The organism is Dactylosporangium sp. NPDC050688, assembly GCF_040654515.1.
Classification (GTDB): domain Bacteria; phylum Actinomycetota; class Actinomycetes; order Mycobacteriales; family Micromonosporaceae; genus Dactylosporangium.
Genome location: NZ_JBFAIC010000059.1, coordinates 33573 through 54309 on the forward strand (window position 1 = coordinate 33573; position 20737 = coordinate 54309).

Below are 20737 nucleotides of genomic sequence, written 5' to 3' on the forward strand. Positions count from 1 at the left end.
ACTAAATTCCGACCATCCGGTATGTTGTTGCCCAACAGTAAGGGAGCTCCCCCACGATGTCCATACCCGTGAGCGAGGCACACGCCGCCAGCTACCGCGCCCGTGAGGTCCCGGCCGCCGCCCAGGTCATCGACGGCGTGTGGGCAGTGCCGATCCCCTTGCACGGCAGCGCGCTGACCGCCGTCACCGTGTTCCTGATCGAGACCCGGGCGGGGCTCGTCCTCATCGACGCCGGCTACAACCACCCGTCCTGCTGGACGGCGTTCCAGCGTTCCCTGACCACGATCGGGCACCGCGTCGAGGCGATCTCCACCGTCCTCATCACCCACAACCACCCCGACCACGTCGGCTTCGCCGACCAGGTCCGCGGCGTGTCCGGCGCCCGGGTGCTGATGGGCGCCGCCGACGACTTCGCCACCATGCACGGCGTCCGCGGCGCCTTCCTCGACCAGCTCGGCACCGCCCTGGACCTCACCGGCGCGCCGCGCGACATCGTGGACGGCATGTACGCCGAGGCGGTGAAGGTCGCCGAGCACCACGAGCGGCTGCGCCTGGACGGCGCGCTGCCGGCCGGCGACATCGAGCTCGAGTTCGGCGACGTGACGATCCGCGCCGTGCACACCCCAGGCCACACGTACGGGCACACCGTCTACTACGACACCCGCGGGCTGGTCTTCACCGGCGACACGATGATGGCCGAGGGCCCGACCCAGCTCGCCATCGTCAGCCGCCCCGGCGACGACCCCGCCGGGGACCTGCTGCGCTCCCTGGACCGCATCCGGGACCTCGGCGCCGGCATCGCCTGCCCGGCCCACCAGTTCCCGTACCGCGACGTCGCCGGCCGCGCCGAGCAGCTCAAGGCCTTCCACCAGGCCGAGGTCGACGCGGTCCGCGACCTGGTCGACGGTCCCGCGACGGCCTGGGACGTGGCCCGCCGGATGAGCTGGAAGAAGCCGTGGGACGAGCTCGGCCCCGGCACCCGCCGCTTCAACCTCGTGCACACCCTCGCGCTGCTGCGCCACGCGGCGGGCCGTCAGGCGCCGTAGGTCCAGTCCGGGCGCATCGACGGGCGCTGGTCGCGCAGGGTGCGCTTGAGGACCTTGCCCGACGGGTTCGTCGGGAACTCGTCCACGAGGTAGATCTCCTTCGGGACCTTGAACCCGCCGAGCCGCTGGCGGGCGTGCGCGATCAGGTCCTCCGCGGTGAGGCCGGGCCGGCCGATGACGAACGCGACCGGCACCTCCTGCCACTTCGGGTGCGGCGCGCCCACCACCGACGCGGCGAGCACCAGCGGATGGTCGGCCAGCACGTTCTCGATCTCGGCGCTGGACATGTTCTCCCCGCCGCTGCGGATCATGTCCTTGAGCCGGTCCTTGATGTACAGGTAGCCGTCCTCGTCGAAGCGGCCGACGTCGCCGGTGTGGAACCAGCCGCCGCGGAACGCGTGCGCGGTGGCGGACGGGTCGTCGAGGTAACCCGGGCTGACCTTCGGGCCGCGGGCGACGACCTCGCCGTCCTCGCCGGCGGGCACGTCGTTGCCGTCGGCGTCCACGACCCGGACCTGGACCCACGGCACCGGGATCCCGACGGAGCCCTGCTTCGACTCCATGTGGGCGTGGTCGAGGTACGTCAGACCGCTGCAGGTCTCGGTGAGGCCGTAGCCCTCGATCAGCCGGGCGTTCGGGAACAGCTCCCGGGCCACCGCGAACAGCGCCGAGGTCACCTGCGAGTAGATGACCCACCGCACCGAGCCGAGGTCCGCGTCGGTGCCGGTCTCGCGGCGAACCATGTCGAGCATCGTGGCCGCCATGACCATGCCGGTGACGCGTTCGGCCTCGATCGCGCGTTTGACCGCGGCCGACTCGAAGCGGCGCTGCAGCACCATGCAGCCGCCGACGTGCCAGATGCCGTAGCCGGGCAGGTCGGTGCCGCCGACGTGGTACAGCGGCGCGAAGTTGAGGATCCGGTCGGTCGGGCGCAGCCCCAGCTCGACGATCTGGGCGTGCATGTTCATGTTCACGTTGCCGTGGGTGAGCATGACGCCCTTGGGCAGGCTGGTCGTGCCGGACGTGTAGATGATGCGCTGCAGGGCGTCGTCGCTCAGCTCGGCGTCGGCGACCCGCGCGCCGCGGTGCGTCTCGACCAGCGCCCGCAGGTCGCTCCACCCGTCGATCGGCTCCAGCGCGAACCTGCGCACCTCGGGCAGCCCGGAGATCGCGGCGGCGGTCAGCTCGGCGAACTCCGGCACGGTCGCCACCGCCTGCACCCGGGCGTGGCCGAGCAGCTGGGCGAGCTCGCCCGCGGTGAGCCGGTAGTTGAGCGGGACGAACACCGCGCCGAGCTTCGACAGGGCGAGGGACAGGATGAGGAACTCGGGCACATTGTTCGCGATGATCGCGACCCGGCTGCCGAGCTGGATGCCCTCGGCGGTCAGGCCGGCGGCGAGGGCGTTGACGTCGGCGTCGAGCTGCCGGTGCGTCCACCGCCGGCCCTCGAAGACGAGCGCGTCGGCGTCGCCGAAGCGCAGCGCGTTGCCGCCCAGCATCGCGGCGATGTTCGCGGTGCTCACGCCGCCACCTCCGCTGCGCTCCGGCGCCGGCGTGAGCCACACCTGCCACATGATGAGCAGCCCGAGACGCTCCGCTGGCCACTCATGACTGCCGCAGCTCGCGCTTGAGGACCTTGCCGGAGTCGTTGCGCGGCAACGACTCCACCACGTCGACGTACTTCGGCACCTTGAAACCGGCCAGCTGCGTGCGGCAGTGCGACCGGATGTCCTCGCCGGTGGCCGTCGCGCCGTCGCGGAGGATCACGAACGCCTTCGGCACCTCGTCCCACTGCGGATCCGGTACGCCGATGACGGCGACCTCGGCGACGTCCGGGTGCTGGGCGATGACCCGCTCGATCTCGGCGCCGGCGACGTTCTCGCCGCCGGACTTGATGAGGTCGGTGCGGCGGTCGACAAACCACAGGTAGCCGTCCTCGTCGATGCGGCCGACGTCGCCGGTGAGGAACCAGCCGTCGCGGCGGGTGCGCCGGTTGGCCTCCTCGTCGTTCCAGTACCCGGGCGAGATCTTCTCCCCGCGGATGATGATCTCACCCTCGGTGCCGGGCGGGACCTGCCGGAAGTGCTCGTCGACGATCCTGATGTGCACGCCCGGGAACGGGGCGCCGAGCGCGCCGATCTTGCTCTCCTCGTGCGCGGCGTCCATGTAGCACACGCCGTTGCACAGTTCGGTCATGCCGAACGTGTCGATGAGCCGCACGTGCGGCAGCCGCCGCTTCACGGAGCGCCGCACGCTGGGGGCGACCCCGGCGAACAGCAGGTACCGCAGCGCCGACAGGTCCGGCGGCTCCGGCAGGTCGAGCAGGCCGAACAGGATCTGCGCGGCGAGGACCATGCCGGTGATGCGTTCCTGCGCCGCGATCCGCGCGATGTCGTCGGCCTTGAACGTCGGGGTGAGCACCATCGTCGCGCCCGCGGTGAAGACCGCCAGGCCGGGCGCCTCCAGGCCGCTGACGTGGAACAGCGGCGCCGAGATCAGGATCCGGTCGTGCTGGGTCAGCTCCAGTTCGAGGACCTGGGCGAGGTGGTTCGCGGTGAGGTTCCCGCAGGTGTGGATGACCCCCTTCGGGTGTGCGGTGGTGCCGGAGGTGTACAGCAGCCGGTGGATGTCACCGGGGGCCTTCTCCGCGTCGGGGACCCGGACCCCGGCCGGCTGCCGGTCGAGCAGCCCGGCGAGCCGCCGCGCGCCGGGGACCGCCTGCTCGCCGTTGGCGACCGCGACCCGGATCCCGGTGGTGGCGACCAGGTCGGCGGCGGTGCCGGCGAAGTCGTCGTCGTAGAGCAGACCGGTGATCCCGGCCTGCTCGATGACGTAGGTCTGCTCGCTGGTGTGCAACCGCCAGTTCAGCGGCACCGAGATCGCGCCGATGCGGGCGATGGCGAGCAGCTCGATGACGTAGGTGGCGGTGTTGCGGCCGAGCACCCCGACCAGGTCGGCGGGGGTGATGCCGGCGTCGAGCAGGGCCGCGGCGTGCCGGTCGACGTCGGCGTCGAGCTGGGCGTAGGTCCAGCGCTCGGCGCCGTCGACGAGGGCTTCCCGGTCCGCGCGGCGCAGCGCCTGCAGCCTGATCGTCTCCGCGAAGTTGCTGGCGCCCATCAGCCGCCGTTTCCGTTCCGGTACGCCAGGATCTCCTCCCGGCTCGGCAGCGACACGAACTCCAGCAGGTTGCCGTCGAGATCGCGGGCCGCGAACGCGGTGATGTACCCGTAGTTCTCCAGCAGCACCCGGTTGGGTTCGCTGAGGCACTCCGCGCCGAGCTCGGTCATCCGCCGGTGCAGGTCGCCGATCTCCTCGACGGGCACCTCGAAGCTGAGCAGGAACGTGCCGAGCTCGAGGTGCCCGGCGGTCGCGGTGCGGGTCTTGGTGCCGTTCCACTCGATGAGCTCGAGCTGCCCGATCTTGCTCGGCCCCTGCATGTACTGCACCTTGCCGGTCGTGCCGGCGGGCAGGCCGAGGGAGGCCTCGATCCCGGGCCCGCCGACGTCGCTGCGCAGGGTCCGGCGGTAGCCGAGGGCCTGTTCGTAGAAGTCGGCGGCCCGGTCCACGTCGGACACGGTCATCGCCACGTGATGCACTTCGCTGACCGGCATGACACACTCACTTTCCGGAAAGTACCTGCTGGATCAGTTCGACCTCGTCGGCGCCGCTGTCCGGGACGATGAAGCCGTCCAGGGAGCAGATCTCGTCGAGCGCGCCGAGGATGTCGTCGGGCGAGGCGGGCTCGGCGCCGCCGTACCAGCCCGGGGTGACACCCAGGAAGATCCGGCCGACCCGGCCACCGCCGACGGTGAGGATGTGCCGGTTCAGGGTGCACTGCTCCGAGGCGAGGAACGTGCCGACCGCGGCGACGTGCCGCGGGTCGAACCGGTCGGCGAGCTCGCCGAGCAGCCCGTCGGTCATCCGGGTCGCGGCCGTCGGGGCGATCGTGTTGACCAGGATGCCACGGCGGGCACCCTCCAAGGACAGCACCTGCATCAGCCCGGCGAGGCCGGCCTTCGCGGCGCCGTAGTTGGACTGGCCGAAGTTGCCGAGCAGGCCGGAGGACGAGCTGGTCAGCACGACCCGGCCGTACCCCTGCGCCACCATGATCGGCCAGGCCGGGCGCAGCACGTTGAACGCGCCGGTGAGGTGCACGTCGAGGACAGCCTGCACGTCGTCGTCGGTGAGCTTCGCCAGGGTCCGGTCGCGCAGGATGCCGGCGTTGTGGATGACGGCGTCGACCTTGCCGTACGCGTCGACCGCCGTCTGCACCAGGGCCGCCCCACCCGCCGGCGTCGCGACGGAGTCCGTGGACGCGGTCGCGGTGCCGCCCGCCGCCCGGATCTCCTCGACGACCTTGTCCGCCGCGCCGCCGGTGCCCGTACCGTCGACACCGCCGCCCAGGTCGTTGACCACGACCGACGCGCCGTGCTCGGCGAGGGACAGGGCGTGCGCCCGGCCGATCCCGTTGCCGGCGCCCGTGACGATGACGACCCGGCCGTCCAGCCGCACCCGGGCGCTCATTCGCCCTCCGCTTCGCTCCGTGCGCCTGAGCTCCGAACTGTGCCCATGATGAGCAGCCTCTCCGCTACGCTCCGGGCCGCTCATCGCTCGCTCCCGAGGACCGCGACGAACGCGACGCAGGAGCCCGGCTGGCCGCCGAGGTTCTGCGCGACGGCGAGCTTCGCGTCCGGCACCTGACGGGCCCCGGCCTCGCCGCGCAGCTGGGTGAAGCACTCGAACATCATCCGCAGCCCGGTCGCGCCGATCGGGTGGCCGAAGGACTTCAGGCCACCGTCGGTGTTGACCGGCAGCGCCCCGCCGAGGTCGTAGCGGCCGTCGAGCAGGTCCCGCCACGCCTTGCCGCGCTCGGAGAACCCGAGGTCCTCCATGAGCACCACCTCCGTCGGGGTGAAACAGTCGTGCACCTCGGCCAGGGAGATCTGGGTGGCCGGGTCGGTGACGCCCGCCTGCTCGTACGCCTGGCGGGCCGCCGCGACGACCTCGGGGAAGCTGGTGAAGTCGTAGCCGTCCGACGCCAGGCCGGCGCCCGACCCGGCGACGAAGCTCATCCCCTTCAGGTAGATGGGTCTGCTGGTGTACCGGTGTGCGTCCTCGGCCCGCACGACGATGGCGGCGGCGGCCCCGTCGGACACCCCGGAGCAGTCCATGACCCCGAGCGGCCCGGCGATGCGCGGGGAGTTCTCCACGGTCTCGGCCGTGACGGCCTTGCGGAACTGGGCGCGTTCGTTGAGCGCCCCGTTCGCGTGGTTCTTCATCGCGACCTTCGTCAGGGCGCTGCGCATGTCGCGGGCATCGACCCCGTACGCCTCCTGGTAGGCCGGGGCCAGCAGGGAGAACCCGGCCGGTGCGGTCCAGTCGACGTCGGTGCCGTCCGCGGGCGGGTACACCGCCGACAGCCCGGAGAAGGAGGAGTCCTTGAGCTTCTCCACGCCGGTCGCCATGACCATGTCGTAGGCGCCGGAGGCGACCGCGAACACGGCGTTGCGGAACGCCTCCGAGCCGGTGGCGCAGTAGTTCTCGACCCGGGTGACGGGTTTGCCGGTCAGCCGCAGCGGCCGGGCCAGGGTCTGCCCGGACATGCCGGAGCCCTGGGTGCCGACCCAGAACGCGTCGACGTCGTCGAGGGTGACCGACGGCAGCGACCCGACGCACTCCTGCACGGCGTCGACCAGCAGGTCGTCGGCGGAGGAGTGCCAGTGGTCGCGGAACGGGGTGCAGCCCATCGCGACGATCGCGACGTCGTGGGTGGTGCGCCTGCTGCCCATCAGTGCGTTCCTTCCGTGGGCCGGGTCCGGGTCGGGGCCGGTCGGAGTTTCCAGAAGTAGTTGTGGATCGCGTCGGTGGTCCACAGCCGGCGGAACGTCGGTGTCATCGGCATGCCGACGGTGACGTCGCCGGGCGGGACGTCGGTGGCGTAGGCGCTGAGCCGCCCGCCGCCGTCGACGTCGGCGATGACGACGGCGACCTCCGGCTCCGGCATCGTGGTCAGGTGGTCGCGGGTCACGGACACGACCCGGGCGGTCCGGTCCCGCAGCGACACCTTCGCCTCACCCGCCCCCGCGATGCCGCAGGCGGCGCAGACCCGGCTCGGCGGGGTGGTGACCCGGCCGCAGGCGCCGCACTGGCTGCCCTCGAGGCGGTACTTCCAGCCGGCCCGGCGGTGCATCGGCGGTGCCGCCGGCGCCGGTGCCGCGGGGCGGGCCGGACCCTGCACGTCCAGCAGCCCGCGCCAGCGCAGGTACCGGCCGTAGCCGAGGCTCTGCCGCGCGGCCAGCTGGTCGCGTACGGATGGACCGCGGCGGGCGGCCCGGATCCCGTCGCCGGCGCGGAACACGAACGCGTCGGCGCCCTCGGTCGCGGACACCAGCAGGACCGTCTGGCCCGGCTCGGCGTCGTCGAGCGCGGCGGCGAGCAGCAGCCCCGGGTGGGCGGCGCCGGTGAAGCCGGTGGCCCGTTCCAGGGCGGCGTCCTGCTGGGACGGCACCGTGCCGCGCAGCGCCTTGCGGAGCGCGGCCGCGGCACGCGGGTTGGACGACGACACCACGACGTGGTCGACGGTGGCCAGGGACGCCTCGGTGAGGGCGCGGCGGGCGGCGTCCAGGCCGGCGGCGGCGAGGATCTCGGCGGTGAACCGCTCGTCCCAGACCCGGTCGTGGCGTTCGCCGGGCAGCCGCCACCGCTCCAGGATCTCGGTGGTGTGCCCGGCCCGGCCCAGCAGCGCCGCGGCCCGTGCGCCACCACCGGCGAACGCGGCGGCGGCGTCGCCCTGGCCGAGCTCGTCAGGGGCGCCGGGGCGGGTGGTGCGCACGTCGGCCGCGGCGGCGAGGGCACCGGCGCGCAGCACCAGGTCCAGAGCGGTCGCCCCGGAGCGGTGCCCGCGCAGGTCGGCGGCGCTGACGCCGGGGTCGAGGCCGAGGGCCTCGTGCACGATCCCGGCGGCCGTCTTCGCCTCGTAGGGCGCGCTCGTCGTGGCCAGCAGCAACGGGCCGCCGGCAGCGTCGAGGTGCCGCAGCGCCTCGACGGCCATCGTGACGACGTCCTCGTCGTAGCCGGCGACGCTGCGGGCCGGTCCCTTGGCCGGCGCCGGGCCGGTCGGGTCGAGGCGGTTGTCGGTGAGCACGTAGGCGGGCAGGTAGGCCGCGTACGCGTCGATACCCTGATCAGGCAAGAGGGGCTCCAGAGAGGTCAGGTCCACGAGGGGATCGCGGCGAGCAGCCGCCGGGTGTAGTCCTGCCGCGGCCGGTCCAGCACGTCCTCGACGCCGCCCTGCTCGACCACCCGGCCGCGGCTCATCACCGCGATCCGGTCGCAGAGGTCGCTGGCGAGCATCAGGTCGTGGGTGACGAACAGCAGGCCGATGCCGAGCTCGTCGACCAGGCTGCGGAACAGCTCGACGACCTTGGTCTGGGTGGTGACGTCGAGCGCGGTGGTGCACTCGTCGGCGATGACGAGCGCCGGGCGGGTGACGACGGCCAGGCCGATCGCGACCCGCTGGCGCAGCCCGCCGGACAGCTGGTGGGGGTAGCTGTCCAGGACCCGGGCCGGGTCGTTGATCCGCATCTGCCCGAGGACCTCCACCGAGCGTCGCTCGACCTCGGCCTTGGTGATGCCGCGGACGTGCCGCCGCAGCACCTCGCCGAGCTGGGTGCGGACCTTCATCAGCGGGTTCAACGACCGGGACGCGTCCTGGAAGACCATGCCGACCGCGGTGCCGCGGATCCGGTCCGTGCGGTCGACACCGGGCGCGACCACCACGTCGCCCGCCAGTTCGACGGCGCCGGACGAGACGGTGACGTTGCGTTCGAGCAGGCCGACGACGGCGCGGGCGAGGGTGGTCTTGCCGCTGCCGGACTCGCCGACGACGCCGACGATCTGGCCGCGCCGGACCTCCAGGTCCACGTCGTCGAGCAGGCGCAGCCGGCCGCTGGTGAGCCGGGCGGTGATGGACAGGCCCTCGATGTGCAGCAGGCTGGTCGCAGAGCCGGTCGCAGGGCTGGTCATCGGCGCCTCTTCCGGGGGTCGTGGTGGGTGAGCAGCGCGTCGCCGAGGAGGTTGACCAGCAGCACCAGCAGGGTCACGGCGAGGCCGGGGAAGAACGCGATCCACCAGGCCTGGCTCAGCTCGTCCTGGCCGGCCGCCAGCAGCGAGCCCCAGCTGTTCATCGGGGGCACCACACCCAGACCGAGGAAGCTGAGCGCGCTCTCGATCAGGATCGCGGTGCCGACCTGCAGGGTGCCGAGCGCGACGATCGTGCCGCCGAGGTTGGGCAGGATGTGCCGGAAGACGATGCGCAGCTCCGACGCCCCGGCGGCGCGCAGGCCGAGCACGAACTGCCGCTCCCGCACGACCATCGTCGCCGAGCGGGTGACCCGGGCGCAGACCGCCCAGCCGGTGAGCGCCAGGACCAGGAACAGCACCGGCAGGGAGCTGCCGCGGTTGGCGATGATCGCCAGGGCGACGAGGATGAACGGCAGGGCCAGCTGGGCGTCGATGAGCACGGAGATGACCCGGTCGACCCAGCCGCGGAAGTACCCGGCGAGCAGGCCCAGCAGCGTGCCGGGGCCGATCGCGACGATCGCGCCGACCAGGCCGATCAGGATCGTCACCCGGCCCGCCTCGATGAACTGGGTGAGCAGGTCCTGGCCGAGCTTGTCGGTGCCGAGCGGGTGCGACCAGGATCCGCCGGACAGGAAGCCGGGCGGCCGGCGGGTCGCGTCGAGATCCTGGCCGGCGGCCGGGAGCAGGCCCGTCAGCGGCAGGACGAACACGGCGACGGCGACCACGGCGATCGGCAGCGCCAGCCAGAACACCGATGTCCGCCGGCGCTTCGCTGGTGGCTGGGTATCACCATCAGTCGCGTTGAGCTGAAGATCCACTTCGCTCATGTGGTCACCTCACCCTCGGATCGACGATCGAGTGGATGACGTCGACGAGCAGATTGAGCAGGACGAAGACGAGCGCGCCGAACACGACGATCGCCTGGACGAGTGGGAAGTCGCGGAACTGGATGGCCTGCAGGGCGAGCTGCCCGAGGCCGGGCCAGGAGTACACGTACTCGACGGCGACCGCGCCGGACATCAGGATGCCGGTCTGCAGCACGACGATGGTGAGGATCGGCATCATGGCGTTCTTGAACGCGTGCCGCCACACCACCCGGCGGCCGGTGATGCCGCGCGCCTTCGCGGCGTCGATGTACGGCTCCGCGAGGGCCTCGCTCATCGAGGCGCGGGTGAGGCGGGCGATCTGCGCCATCGGGTACACCGACATCGTCAGCGCGGGCAGCACCAGGTGTTTGAGGGTGCCGGACTGCCCGGCCGGCAGCCAGCCGAGGTTCACGGCGAACAGCACCACGAGCATCATCCCGAACCAGAAGACCGGCACGGACTGGCCGAGCAGCGCGACGGTGGACGCGGCCCGGTCCCACCAGGTGCCCTCGCGGGTGGCGGCGAGCACGCCGAGCGGGACGCCGACGAGGACCGCGAGGGAGATGCCGGCCGCGACCAGCTGCAGCGTGAACGGCAACCGGTCCATGATCATCGAGGTGTTCGACTGGTAGAACTGCAGCGACTGGCCGAGGTCGCCGGTGAGGACGCCCTTGAGGTAGTCGAAGTACTGCACCAGCAGCGGCCGGTCGAGGCCGAGGTCGTGGCGCAGGGCCTCGCGCTGCTCGGCAGTCGCCATCGGGCCGAGGATGGTGGTCGTCGGGTCACCGGACAGCCGGCCGAGCATGAACGCCATGCTCAGCGCGATCAGCAGCGACGCCAGCAGCGCGGCGATCCGTGCGGCGGCGCGGCGCAGCGCACCGGCCCGCCTGGACCGGCCGTTCTTCGCCGCCGCCGGGGTCGCCCCGCCGGTCGTCGCTGCCGGCGTGCCGGACTTGGTCGGCGGGACCGCGACGTTGTTCGCCGCCGGGCCGGTCTTCATCGGCGAGACCTCCATCGTGCTCCTGGCATCGCGGCGAGCAGCTCGCGGGTGTAGTCATGCTCGGGCCGGGCGAAGACCGTCTCGCAGGGCCCGGACTCCACGACCCGGCCGTGGTACATGACGTGCACGACGTCGCAGACCGAGCGGACCACGGCCAGGTCGTGGCTGATCATGAGCAGCGCCGCGCCGGTGTTCGCGCGGATCTCCTTGAGCAGGGCCAGCACGTCGGCCTGCACGGAGACGTCGAGGCCGGAGGTCGGCTCGTCGGCGACGATGAGCCGGGGCCGCATCAGCAGCGCGCGGGCGATGCACACCCGTTGCGCCTGCCCTCCGGAGAGCTGGTGCGGGTAGCGGTCGAGGATCGACGGCTCGAGCCGGACCCGCTGGAGCAGGTCGGTGTCCTCGATCCACGAGGTGCGCTCCGGCTGCAGCGAGCGGAGCTCCCGCAGCCCGGACCGCACGGACTGGCGGGGGTCGAGCGAGCCGTGCGGGTCCTGGAAGACCACCTGCACCTCGGGCCGCAGCCGGCGCAGCTGCTTGCGCCCGACGGCGGACAGCGAGTGCCCGAGCAGCCGGATGTCGCCCTCGCCGCGGGCGCCGAGCCCGGTCGCGGCCATCGCGAGGGTGGTCTTGCCCGAGCCCGACTCGCCGACGACCGCGACGCTCTCGCCGGCGCCGATGCGCAGCGACACCTGGTCGACGGCCCGGAACAGCTCACCGGTGCGGCGGTTGCGGTGCTCGACGACCAGGTGGTCGACCTCGAGCACCGGCGTGCGCCAGCCCTGACCGCGGTCCTGGCTGTCGTCCTGGTGCCGGTTCGCGCTGTTGTCTGCGGTGTTGTTCAGGGCGCGGGGGTGCCGGGCGTCGCCGCCCGGCACCTCCTTCTGCACGACGTCGGACATATGTCAGCGGGTCGTCTGGGTGAAGTCGACGGTGTTCAGCGGGCCGAACACCAGACCCTTGACGCTGCCTGCGGTCGCGTAGTTGAAGACCTGCCGGTACAGCGGCACGTAGCAGTGCTTCTCGACCACGCCGATCGTGTTGAGCTGTTCGTAGATCGGGGCGGCCGCGGCGGCGTCGGTCTGCTGCAGGGCCTTGTCGGACAGCTCGTCGATCTGCGGGTCCGGGCAGTTGCCGGTGATCGACTTGGTCTTCATGAAGCCGCTGGTGAAGAAGTCCGGGACCGCGACGTTGGGCACGCCGGCGAAGATGGAGATGCCGGGGACCTGACGGGCGACGACCCGCTTCACCAGCGTGCCGTAGTCGATCGGCACATAGGTGACCTTGAAGCCGGCCTTTTCGAGGGCGCCGCCGACGGCCTGGGAGACCTCTTCGATGTTGGTGTACTGCGCCGCCGGGTAATGGATCTGCACGGCCGGTGCGGCGGCGCCGACGAGCTCCTTGGCCTTGGCCGGGTCGGCGGTCACGCTCTTCGCCGGCTGCTGGCCGGGCATGACGTTCAGCAGGCCGGCATCGGCGACGGCCTGACCGTCGAAGATGCCCTTGACGATGGCGTCCCGGTCGATGGCCAGGGCGGCCGCCTCGCGCAGCTTCGGGTCGTCGAAGGGGGCCTTCGTCGAGTCGAGGAACGCGATGATCTTGATAGCGGTCTCGGTGCTCGTCACCGTGACACCCGCCTTCTTGGCCGCGGTGGCCTGGGCCGGCGGCAGGTCGAAGGAGACGTCCACGCTCTTACTCTGGATCAGGGCCAGCCGCTGCGCGGCCTCGTTCGCCCAGGTGAAGGTGATGCCGTCGTTGATCGCCTTCTTGGGGCCCCAGTAGTCGGGGTTCTTCTTGACCGACATGTCGCGGCCCGCGTTCGAGCCGGACCACACGTAGGGGCCGGTGCCGACGGGGGCGGCGGCAAAGCCCGCGGAGCCCTTCTCCTGGTAGTACTTCGGCGGCACCAGGTAGACCGTGGTGAGCAGGTCGGCGAAGTTGTACTGGGAGGTCTTGGTCTTCACCACGACCGTGGTGTCGTCCGGCGCCTGGATGTCGGCAACGTTGGTGAAGTAGGACTTGAGCTGCGACGCCGCGACGTCACGGGTGAGCGTGAGGGTGTTGGCGACCGCCGCGGCGTCGGCCTTCTCGCCGTTGCTGAAGCTGATGCCCGGCCGCACCTTGAACGTCCAGGTGGTCGGGTCGGTGCGGGTCCAGCTGGTGATGAGCCCGGTGTCGACGGCCTTCAGGTTCGAGTCGGTGTTGATCAGCGGCTCGAGCATGGTGGCCCAGACGATCTGGGCCGACCGCGCACCGACGATCGGGTCGAGCGTCGCGGGCTGGGCCGCGAGCAGCGCCCGGACGGTGAACGGCCCGGCCGACTGGGCCGTGCTGGGCTCGGAGTCACCACAGGCGGTGAGACCGGCGCCCGCGAGGGCAAGGGAAGCGATCAGCGCCAATGGCCGCCGGGATCGCAAGGAGTTCACGAGCATTATGGACGTCCTTCACAACGATGGACCCGTCATGTCGCCGCGAGCCGCGGCCGTGACGCTGGCCACAAAGTACCGACCAGCCGGTATCAAGTCAACAGGTCGAACCGGTGTCGCGTTCGTAACGGCGGCGTGACAGACCGCCGCCTGCCAGCGACATTGTATTCATACCGACTGGTCTGTATGCTGCGGCCCGTGGCCATCAACCTGACCAGCGAACACAACGGTCGCGTCGCCCGCGTCCGCTACGACAACGCGGCCCGGGGCAACTGCTTCGACGACCGGGCCCTCGCCGAGCTCGTCACCACGATGGAGACCGCCGCCGCGGACGATGCCTGCGCCGTGATCCGGCTGGACATGGCCGGCCGGCACTTCTGCAGCGGCTGGGACACCACGTCGTTCGCCGCGCTCGCCGGCACCACCCAGGAGGACGTCGCCGCCGGGCTGCGCGCCAGCGACGCCGCGCTGCAGCGCATCAGGCGGCTGCCGGTGCCCGTGGTCAGCGCGGTCCGCGGACAGGTCATCGGCTTCGGTGCCGGCCTGCTCAGCGCCATCCACCTGCCGGTGGCCGCCGCCAACGCCCGGCTGTCGCTGCCCGAGGCCCGCTTCGGCTTCGCACCCGCCGGCGTCGGCCACACCATCGCCCAGACGGTGCCCCGCCCGCACGCGTACGCGCTGGTGACCGGCGCGAGCATCGCGACCGCCGCCCAGCTGCTCAGCTGGGGCCTGGTCGCCGAGGTGGTCGCCGACGACGACGTCGACAGCGAGGTCGACGCCCTCGTCGAGGCGCTCGCCGCCGTGCCGCCGCACACCCTGCGCGCGGTCGTCGAGGTCGTCGAGTCGAGCCTCGCCACCGGCTCCCCCGAGCAGGCCTACGACATCTCCGCCCGCACGATCGTCGCGCGCGTGACCTCATGACGCGGGCGTTCCAGGCCGGTGAGGCCGTCTGGGTGGAGCTGTGCACCACCGCCCCTCAGCAGGCCGAGGACTTCTACCGCGAGCTGCTCGGCTGGACCGTCCGGCACGAGCAGCTCGGCGCCACCACGTACCGGATGTGCAGCGTCGACGGGCACGACGTGGCCGGCATCTCCGACGCCACGGGCCTGCACGGCGGCCGCCCCCGCGGCTGGCTCGCCTACTTCGCCGTCGACGACGTCGCCCGGTCCGCGGACCAGGCGGTCACGCTCGGCGGGGAGCTCGTCACCCCGCCACGCTACCTGCCGGCGGCCGGCACCGGCGCCGTGGTCGTCGACCCGTTCGGCGCGGCGTTCGGCCTGTACCAGGGTGAGTCCCGCGCGGGGGTGCAGACGCTCAACACCGTCGGCGCCCTGTGCTGGAACGAGCTGGACACCGGCGAGCCGCAACGCTCGGTCGCCTACTACCGGCACCTGTTCGGCTACACCACCCAGCAGCGCGACGACTCGCCGACCGCGCACCCGTACACGGTGCTCATGCTCGGCGACGTGCCGGTCGCCGGCGTGCTGGAGCTGGACAACGACTGGCCGAACATCATGCCGTCGAAATGGATCACGTACTTCAACGCCGGCTCCCTCGACGAAGCGCTGGCCCGGGTGTCCGACCTGGGCGGCACGCCGACCGTCGGCCCCGTCGACAGCCCGTACGGGCGGCTCCACCTGGTGAAGGACCCCGGTGGGCACACCCTGTGCCTGGTGCAGCTCGAAGGCGGCCTGCGCCCCGACGCCCCTCACTCTTCTTACCCGGTGGTGGACCGATGACGACCGAGCCCCTCTTCGACTCCGCCGAGTTCCGGCAGGTCTGCGGGCACTTCCCCACCGGAGTCACCGCCGTGACGGCGACGGCGCCCGGCGGCGCCATGGCCGCGCTGACCGTCAACTCGTTCACGTCGGTCTCGCTCTCCCCGGCCAAGGTGCTGTTCTGCGTGGCGACGGCGTCGTCGAGCTTCAAGGTGCTCATCGCGGCGGACCGGATCGCGATCCACATCCTCGGGCAGGACCAGGAGGACATCGCCCGGCGGTTCGCCACCTCCGGGCTGTCCGGCGCGGAGAAGCTCAGCGGCGTGGCCTGGACGCCCGGCCCGGACGGCGTCCCGCTCCTGCCCGGCACGCCAGCCATCCTGGCCGGTGTCCGCGACGAGGTGATCACCAGCGGTGACCATGTCATCGTGCTGCTGGACGTCGACCACGTGCACCTGAAGCCGACGAAGGTCCCGGCCCTGTCGTTCTACCGCGGCCGCTTCGTCGCCCCCACCGGCGCCACGGAGTAGCGACCGCGCCGATCGCCGGCGGGAGACCGGCTCCCGCGCAGAGGCCAGCGACCGGCTCCCGCGCAGACAGCGGCGCCGCGCACCCCCCGGCCCGCAGCCGCAGCGCCACGCGCCACACGCGGCGGGTGCCGGTCGCGCGGCGCCACATGGTTCGCCGCGAACATCACCGGCGCGATGTTGCCGATCGCTCACCCACTCCTGCCGCCTCCCCCGGCCGCAGGACCACGCACCACCGCCGCTGGCCGCAGCCGGAGCGCCCCGCACCGCGCACGGCGCCGCTCCGGCACCGCAGGGCCACGCACCACCGCCCTTGGCCCGCGGCCGGAGCGCCACGCACCGCGCGCCGCCGCAGGGCCACGCACCACCGCGCTGCGGCCACAGCGCCGCGCGCCGCCGGCCGAGGCCGGCGGCGCGCGGTGACGGTCGGTCAGGCGTAGTAGCGGAACAGGATCTCCGCGGCGCAGCAGGTCTCGCCGTCGGCGGCGAACTCCACGACCACCGACGCCTTGGCCTGCACGCCGGCGGCGCGGCCGGCCTCGGCCGCGATCGGTTTCGCGGACAGCAGCGTCGCGGTGCCCTGGATCTCGACGCCCGGCGGGAGCGGTTTGACGAAGCGGACCCGGTCCAGGCCGTAGTTGACGCCCATCGAGTAGGTCTGCACCTCCAGGATGTCCGCGAGCAGGCGCGGCACCAGGGCGAGGGTCAGGAAGCCGTGCACGATGGTCGTGCCGAACGGGCCGGACCGGGCGCGCTCGACGTCGACGTGGATCCACTGGTGGTCCTTGGTGACGTCGGCGAACCGGTCGACCTGCTCCTGGGTCACCACCTGCGGTTCACTGGCGCCGAGCTCCTGGCCGACCAGGGCGAGCAGGTCGTCGGGGGCGGGCACGGTGGTGCATCTGACGGGTCGCATGGTCACTCCGGTTCGTTGGCAAGGGTGGCGACGTGTTCGCTGAGGGTGCGCCATTCGCGGTCCCACGCGTCGGCGTCGATGACCGGCCGGGCGACCCGCAGCATGCGCCGCACCGCCGCCTCGTCCAGGTCGGCGATCCGCTCGGCGAGGGCGGCGACGTGCCGGTCGAGGTCCGCGGCGGGGACCGCCTCGCTGACCAGGCCCCGGCGCGCGGCGTCCGCACCGGTCCAGGTCTCACCCGCGACGAGCAGCCGCCGGGCGAGCGCCGGCCCGACGGCCAGCGGCAGCAGCACGCTGGAGCCCCACCCGGGGACCTGGCCGGCGGCGAGGTGCCGGTCACCGATCCGGGCGGTGTCCGCGGCGACGGCGACGTCGCAGGCGAGCAGGAGTTCGAGGCCGCCGCCGAAGGCCGCACCGTTGACGGCGGCGATGGTCGGTACACCTGCCGCCATGACCGCACGGACCAGCCGCCGGCCCCGGTCCAGCCATGCCAGGAGCGCGTGCAGGTCACCGAGGAGCGCCCTGGCCTCGGTGAGGTCGGCGCCCGCGCAGAAGCTGCGGCCGGTGCCGGTGAGCACGAGGACGCGGACGCCGGGCTCCGCGGCCGCGGCAAGCCACTCCTCAAGGCCGGCCATCACCGCGGAGCTGCAGGCGTTGCCGGCGCCGGGCCGGTCGATCCGCGCCCACAGCGCCGGCCCTCGCCGAGTCAGCGTCACCGGCGTCATGCGACACGCACGCAGAGTTTGCCGAAGGCGGTGCCGGACAGCATCCGCTCGGCCTGGGTGGACACCTCGGCCAGATCGACGGTGCTGTCCACGGCCGGCCGGAGCCGGTGCTCGGCGACGAAGTCGAGCATCGCCCGGAACTCCTCCAGGGTCCCCATCGTCGAGCCGTGGACGGTGATCTCCCGGGCGAACAGCCGGGTCAGGTCGAGGCTCGCGGTGAAGCCGCTGGTGCCGCCGCAGACCACGATCGTCCCGCCGGCGCGGGTGGAGCGGGTCGAGTGCTCGAACGTGGCGGTGCCGACGGTCTCGATGACGACATCGGCGGGCTCCGGCAGGCGCGCGCCGGTGTCGAAGGCGGCGGCGGCGCCGAGTGCGAGGGCCTGTTGCCGCTTCCGCGGCGACCGGGAGGTGACGACGACGGTGGCGCCCGCCGCGGCGGCGAGGCTGACCGCGGCGGTCGCCACTCCCCCGCCGGCGCCCTGCACCAGCACCACCTGCCCGGGAGCGAGAGCCGCCTTGGTGAACAGCATCCGGTACGCGGTCAGCCACGCCGTCGGCAGGCTCGCCGCCTCCGCCCAGTCCAGGTGCGCCGGGCGGGCCACGACGTGCCCGGCCGGGACGGCGATGTGCTCGGCGAGCACGCCGTGACCGGCGTCGGGCAGCAGGGTCGCGTGCGCGACGGCCCCCGTTCCTGCCGCGGCCAGCACCGGGTAGACGACGACGTCCCGGCCGCCGGCCACCCCGGCGGCATCGCTGCCGAGCACGTGCGGGCCGGTGTGCGGGCGCCGGGTGACGCCACGCAGCGTCCACAGGTCGTGCATGTTGAGCGCACCGGCGCGCACGTCGACGCGGATCCAGCCGTCGGGTGCCGCGGGCGGTTCGAGCTCCCCGACCCGGATGGCGGCGACCGGGTCGGCCGCGGACGGCTCGGTGACGAACGCGGCCCTCACCCGGACCCGGCCCGCTCGGTGGGGCCGTTCCAGAACGTCACGTCGGCGAGGTCGGCGCGGGCGGCGGGCCGGAAGTCGAGGCCCTTGGTGTAGGCGACGGGCAGCAGCGTGATCGGCCGCCAGTCCTCGGGCAGGCCGAGCACCTCCTGCACCTGCTTCGCCTTGTGCGCCAGCGCGGTCGCCATCACCGAGCCCAGCCCGCGGGAGCGCAGCGCCAGCTGGAACGACCAGGCGAACGGGAAGATCGAGCCGTAGTAGCCCGACGCGGTGCCGCCGACCGGACGCTGCGGGACCGGTTTGGTGCTGCACAGCACGACCAGGACCGGCACCTCCTCGAGGTGGTCGACGAGGTACTTGACCGCGGTCAGGACCCGCGTCTGCCGGGCCTGCGACGCCGGGTCGGGCCGCACCGACGGCGACAGCCGGGTGGTCGTCGCCGCCTCGCCGCCGGCCAGTGGTCCTTCCACGGTCTGGTGCCAGACCTCGGTGTACAGCGCCCCGATGCGGCGTTTCAGCGCGGGGTCGTCGACCGCGACGACGCGCCAGTCCTCGAGGTTGGAGCCCATCGGGGCCTGCTGGGCCAGGCGCAGGCAGTGCTCGACGACGGCGCGCTCGACGGGCCGGGTGAAGTCCATGCGGCGGCGCACCGCACGGGTGGTGGTCAATACCTCGTCGATGTCGGTGATCACGGCTGGCACGGTCATAGGGTGTCCTCTCCCGTCAGGCGGTCGACCGGTTTGTCCGCGTAGGGCAGCGGGTCGCCCCAGCGGTCGAGGTAGGCGACACTGCTGACGGGTTTGCGGGCGGCGACCTTGAAGTCGGTGCCCTGGGTGTAGGCGATCGGGAGCATGGTGATCTGCAGGGCGTCCTCGGGGATGCCGAGCAGCGCGGCCGCGGCGGCGGCGTGGTGCAGGTGCAGGGTGGTGATGACGGTGCCGAGCCCGCGGGCGCGCAGCGCGAGGTTGAACTGCCAGATGGCCGGATACAGCGACCCGTAGACGGCCGAGTGGGTGCCGGGGCCGCCCTTGGCCGGGTTGGGCCGGGTGGCGCACGGGATGACCAGGAACGGCGCCCGGCCGAGGTGGTGCGCGAGGTGTTCGGCGCCGCCGAGGATCCGCTTGGTCCGGGCGCTGACCTCGCCGTGCTCGTCGACCCCGCCGAGGCGGCCCCGCACGGTCCGGCTCTCGGCGCCCTCGGCGCTGTGCAGCGGCTTGTGCACGTGTTCGAGGTAGGCGTCCAGGTACAGGCGGGCCAGCTCGGCCTTGCGCTCCGGGTCGCCGACCACGACCCACCGCCAGTCCTCGGCGGCGCCGCCGGTCGGGGCCTGCAACGCCAGCTGGAGGCACTCGCCGATCACCTCGAGCGGCACCGGGCGGTCGTAGTCCAGCCGCAGCCGCACCGACCTGGTGGTGGTGAGGACGTGGTTGAGGTCCGTGAACGGCAGCCCGGTCATCCCGCAACCTCCGCGTCGTAGCCCATGAGGTCGGCGATGTGCAGGGTGTCGCAGTACTCGCGGACCTGCGCGATGCCGTCCGGGGCGGTGTCCACGACCCACAGGTACCGGTTCTGGTACCGCAGCCCGCCGCCCAGGGTCGCGTCGCCGCTCGCCTCGATGGCCACGAGGGTGTCGTCGACGACCCACCGGTGCGCGGTGACGGCGACGGCGGCGGAGGCGTAGGCACCGGAGGCGATCCTGGCCCGCATCGCGGCGAGCTTGTCGGCGATGGCGATGGTGCCGTGGAAGGGGCCGTTGGCGTTGATGTCGCCGGTACGGTGCAGCCGCCCGCGCTCCCGGTCCCGGCCGGAGTCCGTCCACCAGGTGGCGCCGGCGCCGAACAGCGCGGCGAACGCGGCGATGTCGCCGGTCTCCAGGGCCGGCCACAACGCGAGCGCCAGCGACTCAGCCCGGCTCTGCGGCTGCTGCCCGCCGGGTCCGGGCACGCGGTCCAGAGTGGTGCGGGGCACCGGGTCGGCGCCGCCGATGACGTGCTGGGCGTGGATGGTGTCGAGGTACTCGCGCACCGACACGATCGCCCCGGCGGCGTCGACGTCGAACACGAACGCGTACCGGTTGGCGTACTGCAGGCCCGAGGCGTGCACACCGAAGCCCTCGACCTCGATGACGCACATGTCGGCCCCGGCGATCACCCGGCGCGGGATCTGCCGGCAGCCGGTCGGGAACGCCTGCGGCCCCAGCGACCGCATCAGGGCGAGCTTGTCGTCCATCGGCATCGACCCGTGCAGCGGGAACCGTCCGCTGCCGCCGGGCGACAGGGCGGGGTCGCCGCCGCGCCGGTCAGGTCCGGTGTCGACCCACCAGGTCGCGCCGGGTGCGCACAGCCGGGCGAGCCCGCCGAGGCTGCCCCGGTCCAGCGCCGTGATGAAGTCCATGCCTGCCCGGACCGCTCGCGTCATGGACACCCCAATCATTCCGACTGGAAGGTATCTATCACACGGAGTGCGGCGCACTCAAGGGCTCCG

Annotated in this window: 21 protein-coding genes; 4 read left to right on the plus strand and 17 right to left on the minus strand. The window is 72.7% G+C overall.

The window, feature by feature from the left end; all coding sequences use genetic code 11:
- Positions 1-68 precede the first annotated feature (68 nt).
- Positions 69-1046 (plus strand): MBL fold metallo-hydrolase, encoded by a 978-nt coding sequence (locus AB0H83_RS38945; RefSeq protein ID WP_360104343.1) that lies wholly within the window; start codon positions 69-71, stop codon positions 1044-1046.
- Here the strand turns inward: AB0H83_RS38945 and AB0H83_RS38950 are convergent.
- The 11 genes from AB0H83_RS38950 to AB0H83_RS39000 form a co-directional block, all read right to left on the minus strand.
- The gene (locus tag AB0H83_RS38950; protein ID WP_360104346.1) at positions 1034-2569 is read right to left on the minus strand and encodes an AMP-binding protein; all 1536 of its coding nucleotides are present in this window, start codon (positions 2567-2569) and stop codon (positions 1034-1036) included. The two genes, AB0H83_RS38945 and AB0H83_RS38950, sit on opposite strands and share 13 nt — an antisense overlap.
- An 82-nt stretch (positions 2570-2651) precedes the next feature.
- A complete protein-coding gene (locus tag AB0H83_RS38955) occupies positions 2652-4163 on the minus strand; it encodes an AMP-binding protein (RefSeq protein WP_360104349.1) in 1512 nt (503 codons plus the stop codon).
- Positions 4163-4657, minus strand: a complete 495-nt coding sequence (locus AB0H83_RS38960) for a VOC family protein (RefSeq protein ID WP_360104352.1) — start codon at positions 4655-4657, stop codon at positions 4163-4165. Before AB0H83_RS38960 ends, AB0H83_RS38955 begins: the two co-directional genes overlap by 1 nt.
- 7 nt (positions 4658-4664) lie before the next feature.
- Positions 4665-5570, minus strand: a complete 906-nt coding sequence (locus tag AB0H83_RS38965) for an SDR family NAD(P)-dependent oxidoreductase (protein ID WP_360104355.1) — start codon at positions 5568-5570, stop codon at positions 4665-4667.
- 80 nt (positions 5571-5650) lie between these two features.
- Positions 5651-6835: an acetyl-CoA acetyltransferase gene (locus AB0H83_RS38970; protein ID WP_360104358.1), complete on the minus strand. Its 1185-nt coding sequence runs from the start codon at positions 6833-6835 to the stop codon at positions 5651-5653.
- Positions 6835-8238, minus strand: a complete 1404-nt coding sequence (locus tag AB0H83_RS38975; RefSeq protein ID WP_360104361.1) for a zinc ribbon domain-containing protein — start codon at positions 8236-8238, stop codon at positions 6835-6837. The genes AB0H83_RS38970 and AB0H83_RS38975 overlap by 1 nt, the downstream gene beginning before the upstream one ends.
- 17 nt (positions 8239-8255) lie before the next feature.
- Positions 8256-9071 carry an ABC transporter ATP-binding protein gene (locus AB0H83_RS38980; protein ID WP_360104364.1) on the minus strand — a complete coding sequence of 272 codons (816 nt, stop codon included), beginning with the start codon at positions 9069-9071 and terminating at the stop codon, positions 8256-8258.
- The gene (locus AB0H83_RS38985) at positions 9068-9955 is read right to left on the minus strand and encodes an ABC transporter permease (RefSeq protein ID WP_360104367.1); all 888 of its coding nucleotides are present in this window, start codon (positions 9953-9955) and stop codon (positions 9068-9070) included. Before AB0H83_RS38985 ends, AB0H83_RS38980 begins: the two co-directional genes overlap by 4 nt.
- Before the next feature lie 4 nt (positions 9956-9959).
- Positions 9960-11009 carry an ABC transporter permease gene (locus AB0H83_RS38990; protein ID WP_360104370.1) on the minus strand — a complete coding sequence of 350 codons (1050 nt, stop codon included), beginning with the start codon at positions 11007-11009 and terminating at the stop codon, positions 9960-9962.
- Positions 10991-11896: an ABC transporter ATP-binding protein gene (locus tag AB0H83_RS38995; RefSeq protein ID WP_360104373.1), complete on the minus strand. Its 906-nt coding sequence runs from the start codon at positions 11894-11896 to the stop codon at positions 10991-10993. The genes AB0H83_RS38990 and AB0H83_RS38995 overlap by 19 nt, the downstream gene beginning before the upstream one ends.
- A 3-nt stretch (positions 11897-11899) precedes the next feature.
- Positions 11900-13420 (minus strand): ABC transporter substrate-binding protein, encoded by a 1521-nt coding sequence (locus tag AB0H83_RS39000; RefSeq protein ID WP_360104376.1) that lies wholly within the window; start codon positions 13418-13420, stop codon positions 11900-11902.
- A gap of 198 nt (positions 13421-13618) precedes the next feature.
- Here AB0H83_RS39000 and AB0H83_RS39005 point away from each other — a divergent pair, with 198 nt between their 5' ends.
- Genes AB0H83_RS39005 through AB0H83_RS39015 form a run of 3 tightly spaced genes read left to right on the plus strand, consistent with a single transcriptional unit; the run spans position 13619 to position 15668 of the window.
- Positions 13619-14341 (plus strand): enoyl-CoA hydratase/isomerase family protein, encoded by a 723-nt coding sequence (locus AB0H83_RS39005; protein ID WP_360104379.1) that lies wholly within the window; start codon positions 13619-13621, stop codon positions 14339-14341.
- On the plus strand, positions 14338-15159 hold the full coding sequence (locus AB0H83_RS39010) for a VOC family protein (RefSeq protein WP_360104382.1): 822 nt from the start codon (positions 14338-14340) through the stop codon (positions 15157-15159). Before AB0H83_RS39005 ends, AB0H83_RS39010 begins: the two co-directional genes overlap by 4 nt.
- Positions 15156-15668 (plus strand): flavin reductase family protein, encoded by a 513-nt coding sequence (locus tag AB0H83_RS39015; RefSeq protein ID WP_360104385.1) that lies wholly within the window; start codon positions 15156-15158, stop codon positions 15666-15668. Before AB0H83_RS39010 ends, AB0H83_RS39015 begins: the two co-directional genes overlap by 4 nt.
- Positions 15669-16095: 427 nt before the next feature.
- Here AB0H83_RS39015 and AB0H83_RS39020 read toward each other — a convergent pair whose 3' ends face one another.
- From AB0H83_RS39020 to AB0H83_RS39045, 6 genes are read right to left on the minus strand one after another with little or no spacing between them, the layout of a single operon-like run.
- The gene (locus AB0H83_RS39020) at positions 16096-16581 is read right to left on the minus strand and encodes a MaoC family dehydratase (protein WP_360104388.1); all 486 of its coding nucleotides are present in this window, start codon (positions 16579-16581) and stop codon (positions 16096-16098) included.
- A gap of 2 nt (positions 16582-16583) precedes the next feature.
- Complete coding sequence (locus AB0H83_RS39025) at positions 16584-17297, minus strand: enoyl-CoA hydratase/isomerase family protein (protein ID WP_360104391.1); 714 nt, start codon at positions 17295-17297, stop codon at positions 16584-16586.
- Positions 17298-17302: 5 nt separating this feature from the next.
- Positions 17303-18256 (minus strand): zinc-binding dehydrogenase, encoded by a 954-nt coding sequence (locus tag AB0H83_RS39030; RefSeq protein WP_360104394.1) that lies wholly within the window; start codon positions 18254-18256, stop codon positions 17303-17305.
- A complete protein-coding gene (locus AB0H83_RS39035; RefSeq protein WP_360104397.1) occupies positions 18253-18960 on the minus strand; it encodes a nitroreductase family protein in 708 nt (235 codons plus the stop codon). The genes AB0H83_RS39030 and AB0H83_RS39035 overlap by 4 nt, the downstream gene beginning before the upstream one ends.
- Entirely contained in the window at positions 18957-19709 is a 753-nt protein-coding gene (locus tag AB0H83_RS39040; protein WP_360104400.1) for a nitroreductase family protein, read from the minus strand. Before AB0H83_RS39040 ends, AB0H83_RS39035 begins: the two co-directional genes overlap by 4 nt.
- Entirely contained in the window at positions 19706-20671 is a 966-nt protein-coding gene (locus AB0H83_RS39045) for a hypothetical protein (protein WP_360104403.1), read from the minus strand. The genes AB0H83_RS39040 and AB0H83_RS39045 overlap by 4 nt, the downstream gene beginning before the upstream one ends.
- Positions 20672-20737 lie beyond the last annotated feature (66 nt).

Bases quoted from the DNA above. Each gene is read 5' to 3' on its own strand.
- AB0H83_RS38980 (WP_360104364.1), bottom strand. From the start codon at position 9,071: ATGACCAGCCCTGCGACCGGCTCTGCGACCAGCCTGCTGCACATCGAG.
- AB0H83_RS39035 (WP_360104397.1), bottom strand. From the start codon at position 18,960: ATGACCGTGCCAGCCGTGATCACCGACATCGACGAGGTATTGACCACC.
- AB0H83_RS38960 (WP_360104352.1), bottom strand. From the start codon at position 4,657: ATGCCGGTCAGCGAAGTGCATCACGTGGCGATGACCGTGTCCGACGTG.
- AB0H83_RS39010 (WP_360104382.1), top strand. From the start codon at position 14,338: ATGACGCGGGCGTTCCAGGCCGGTGAGGCCGTCTGGGTGGAGCTGTGC.
- AB0H83_RS39020 (WP_360104388.1), bottom strand. From the start codon at position 16,581: ATGCGACCCGTCAGATGCACCACCGTGCCCGCCCCCGACGACCTGCTC.
- AB0H83_RS38965 (WP_360104355.1), bottom strand. From the start codon at position 5,570: ATGAGCGCCCGGGTGCGGCTGGACGGCCGGGTCGTCATCGTCACGGGC.
- AB0H83_RS39045 (WP_360104403.1), bottom strand. From the start codon at position 20,671: ATGACGCGAGCGGTCCGGGCAGGCATGGACTTCATCACGGCGCTGGAC.
- AB0H83_RS38995 (WP_360104373.1), bottom strand. From the start codon at position 11,896: ATGTCCGACGTCGTGCAGAAGGAGGTGCCGGGCGGCGACGCCCGGCAC.
- AB0H83_RS39040 (WP_360104400.1), bottom strand. From the start codon at position 19,709: ATGACCGGGCTGCCGTTCACGGACCTCAACCACGTCCTCACCACCACC.
- AB0H83_RS38970 (WP_360104358.1), bottom strand. From the start codon at position 6,835: ATGGGCAGCAGGCGCACCACCCACGACGTCGCGATCGTCGCGATGGGC.
- AB0H83_RS38990 (WP_360104370.1), bottom strand. From the start codon at position 11,009: ATGGAGGTCTCGCCGATGAAGACCGGCCCGGCGGCGAACAACGTCGCG.
- AB0H83_RS38955 (WP_360104349.1), bottom strand. From the start codon at position 4,163: ATGGGCGCCAGCAACTTCGCGGAGACGATCAGGCTGCAGGCGCTGCGC.
- AB0H83_RS38985 (WP_360104367.1), bottom strand. From the start codon at position 9,955: ATGAGCGAAGTGGATCTTCAGCTCAACGCGACTGATGGTGATACCCAG.
- AB0H83_RS39015 (WP_360104385.1), top strand. From the start codon at position 15,156: ATGACGACCGAGCCCCTCTTCGACTCCGCCGAGTTCCGGCAGGTCTGC.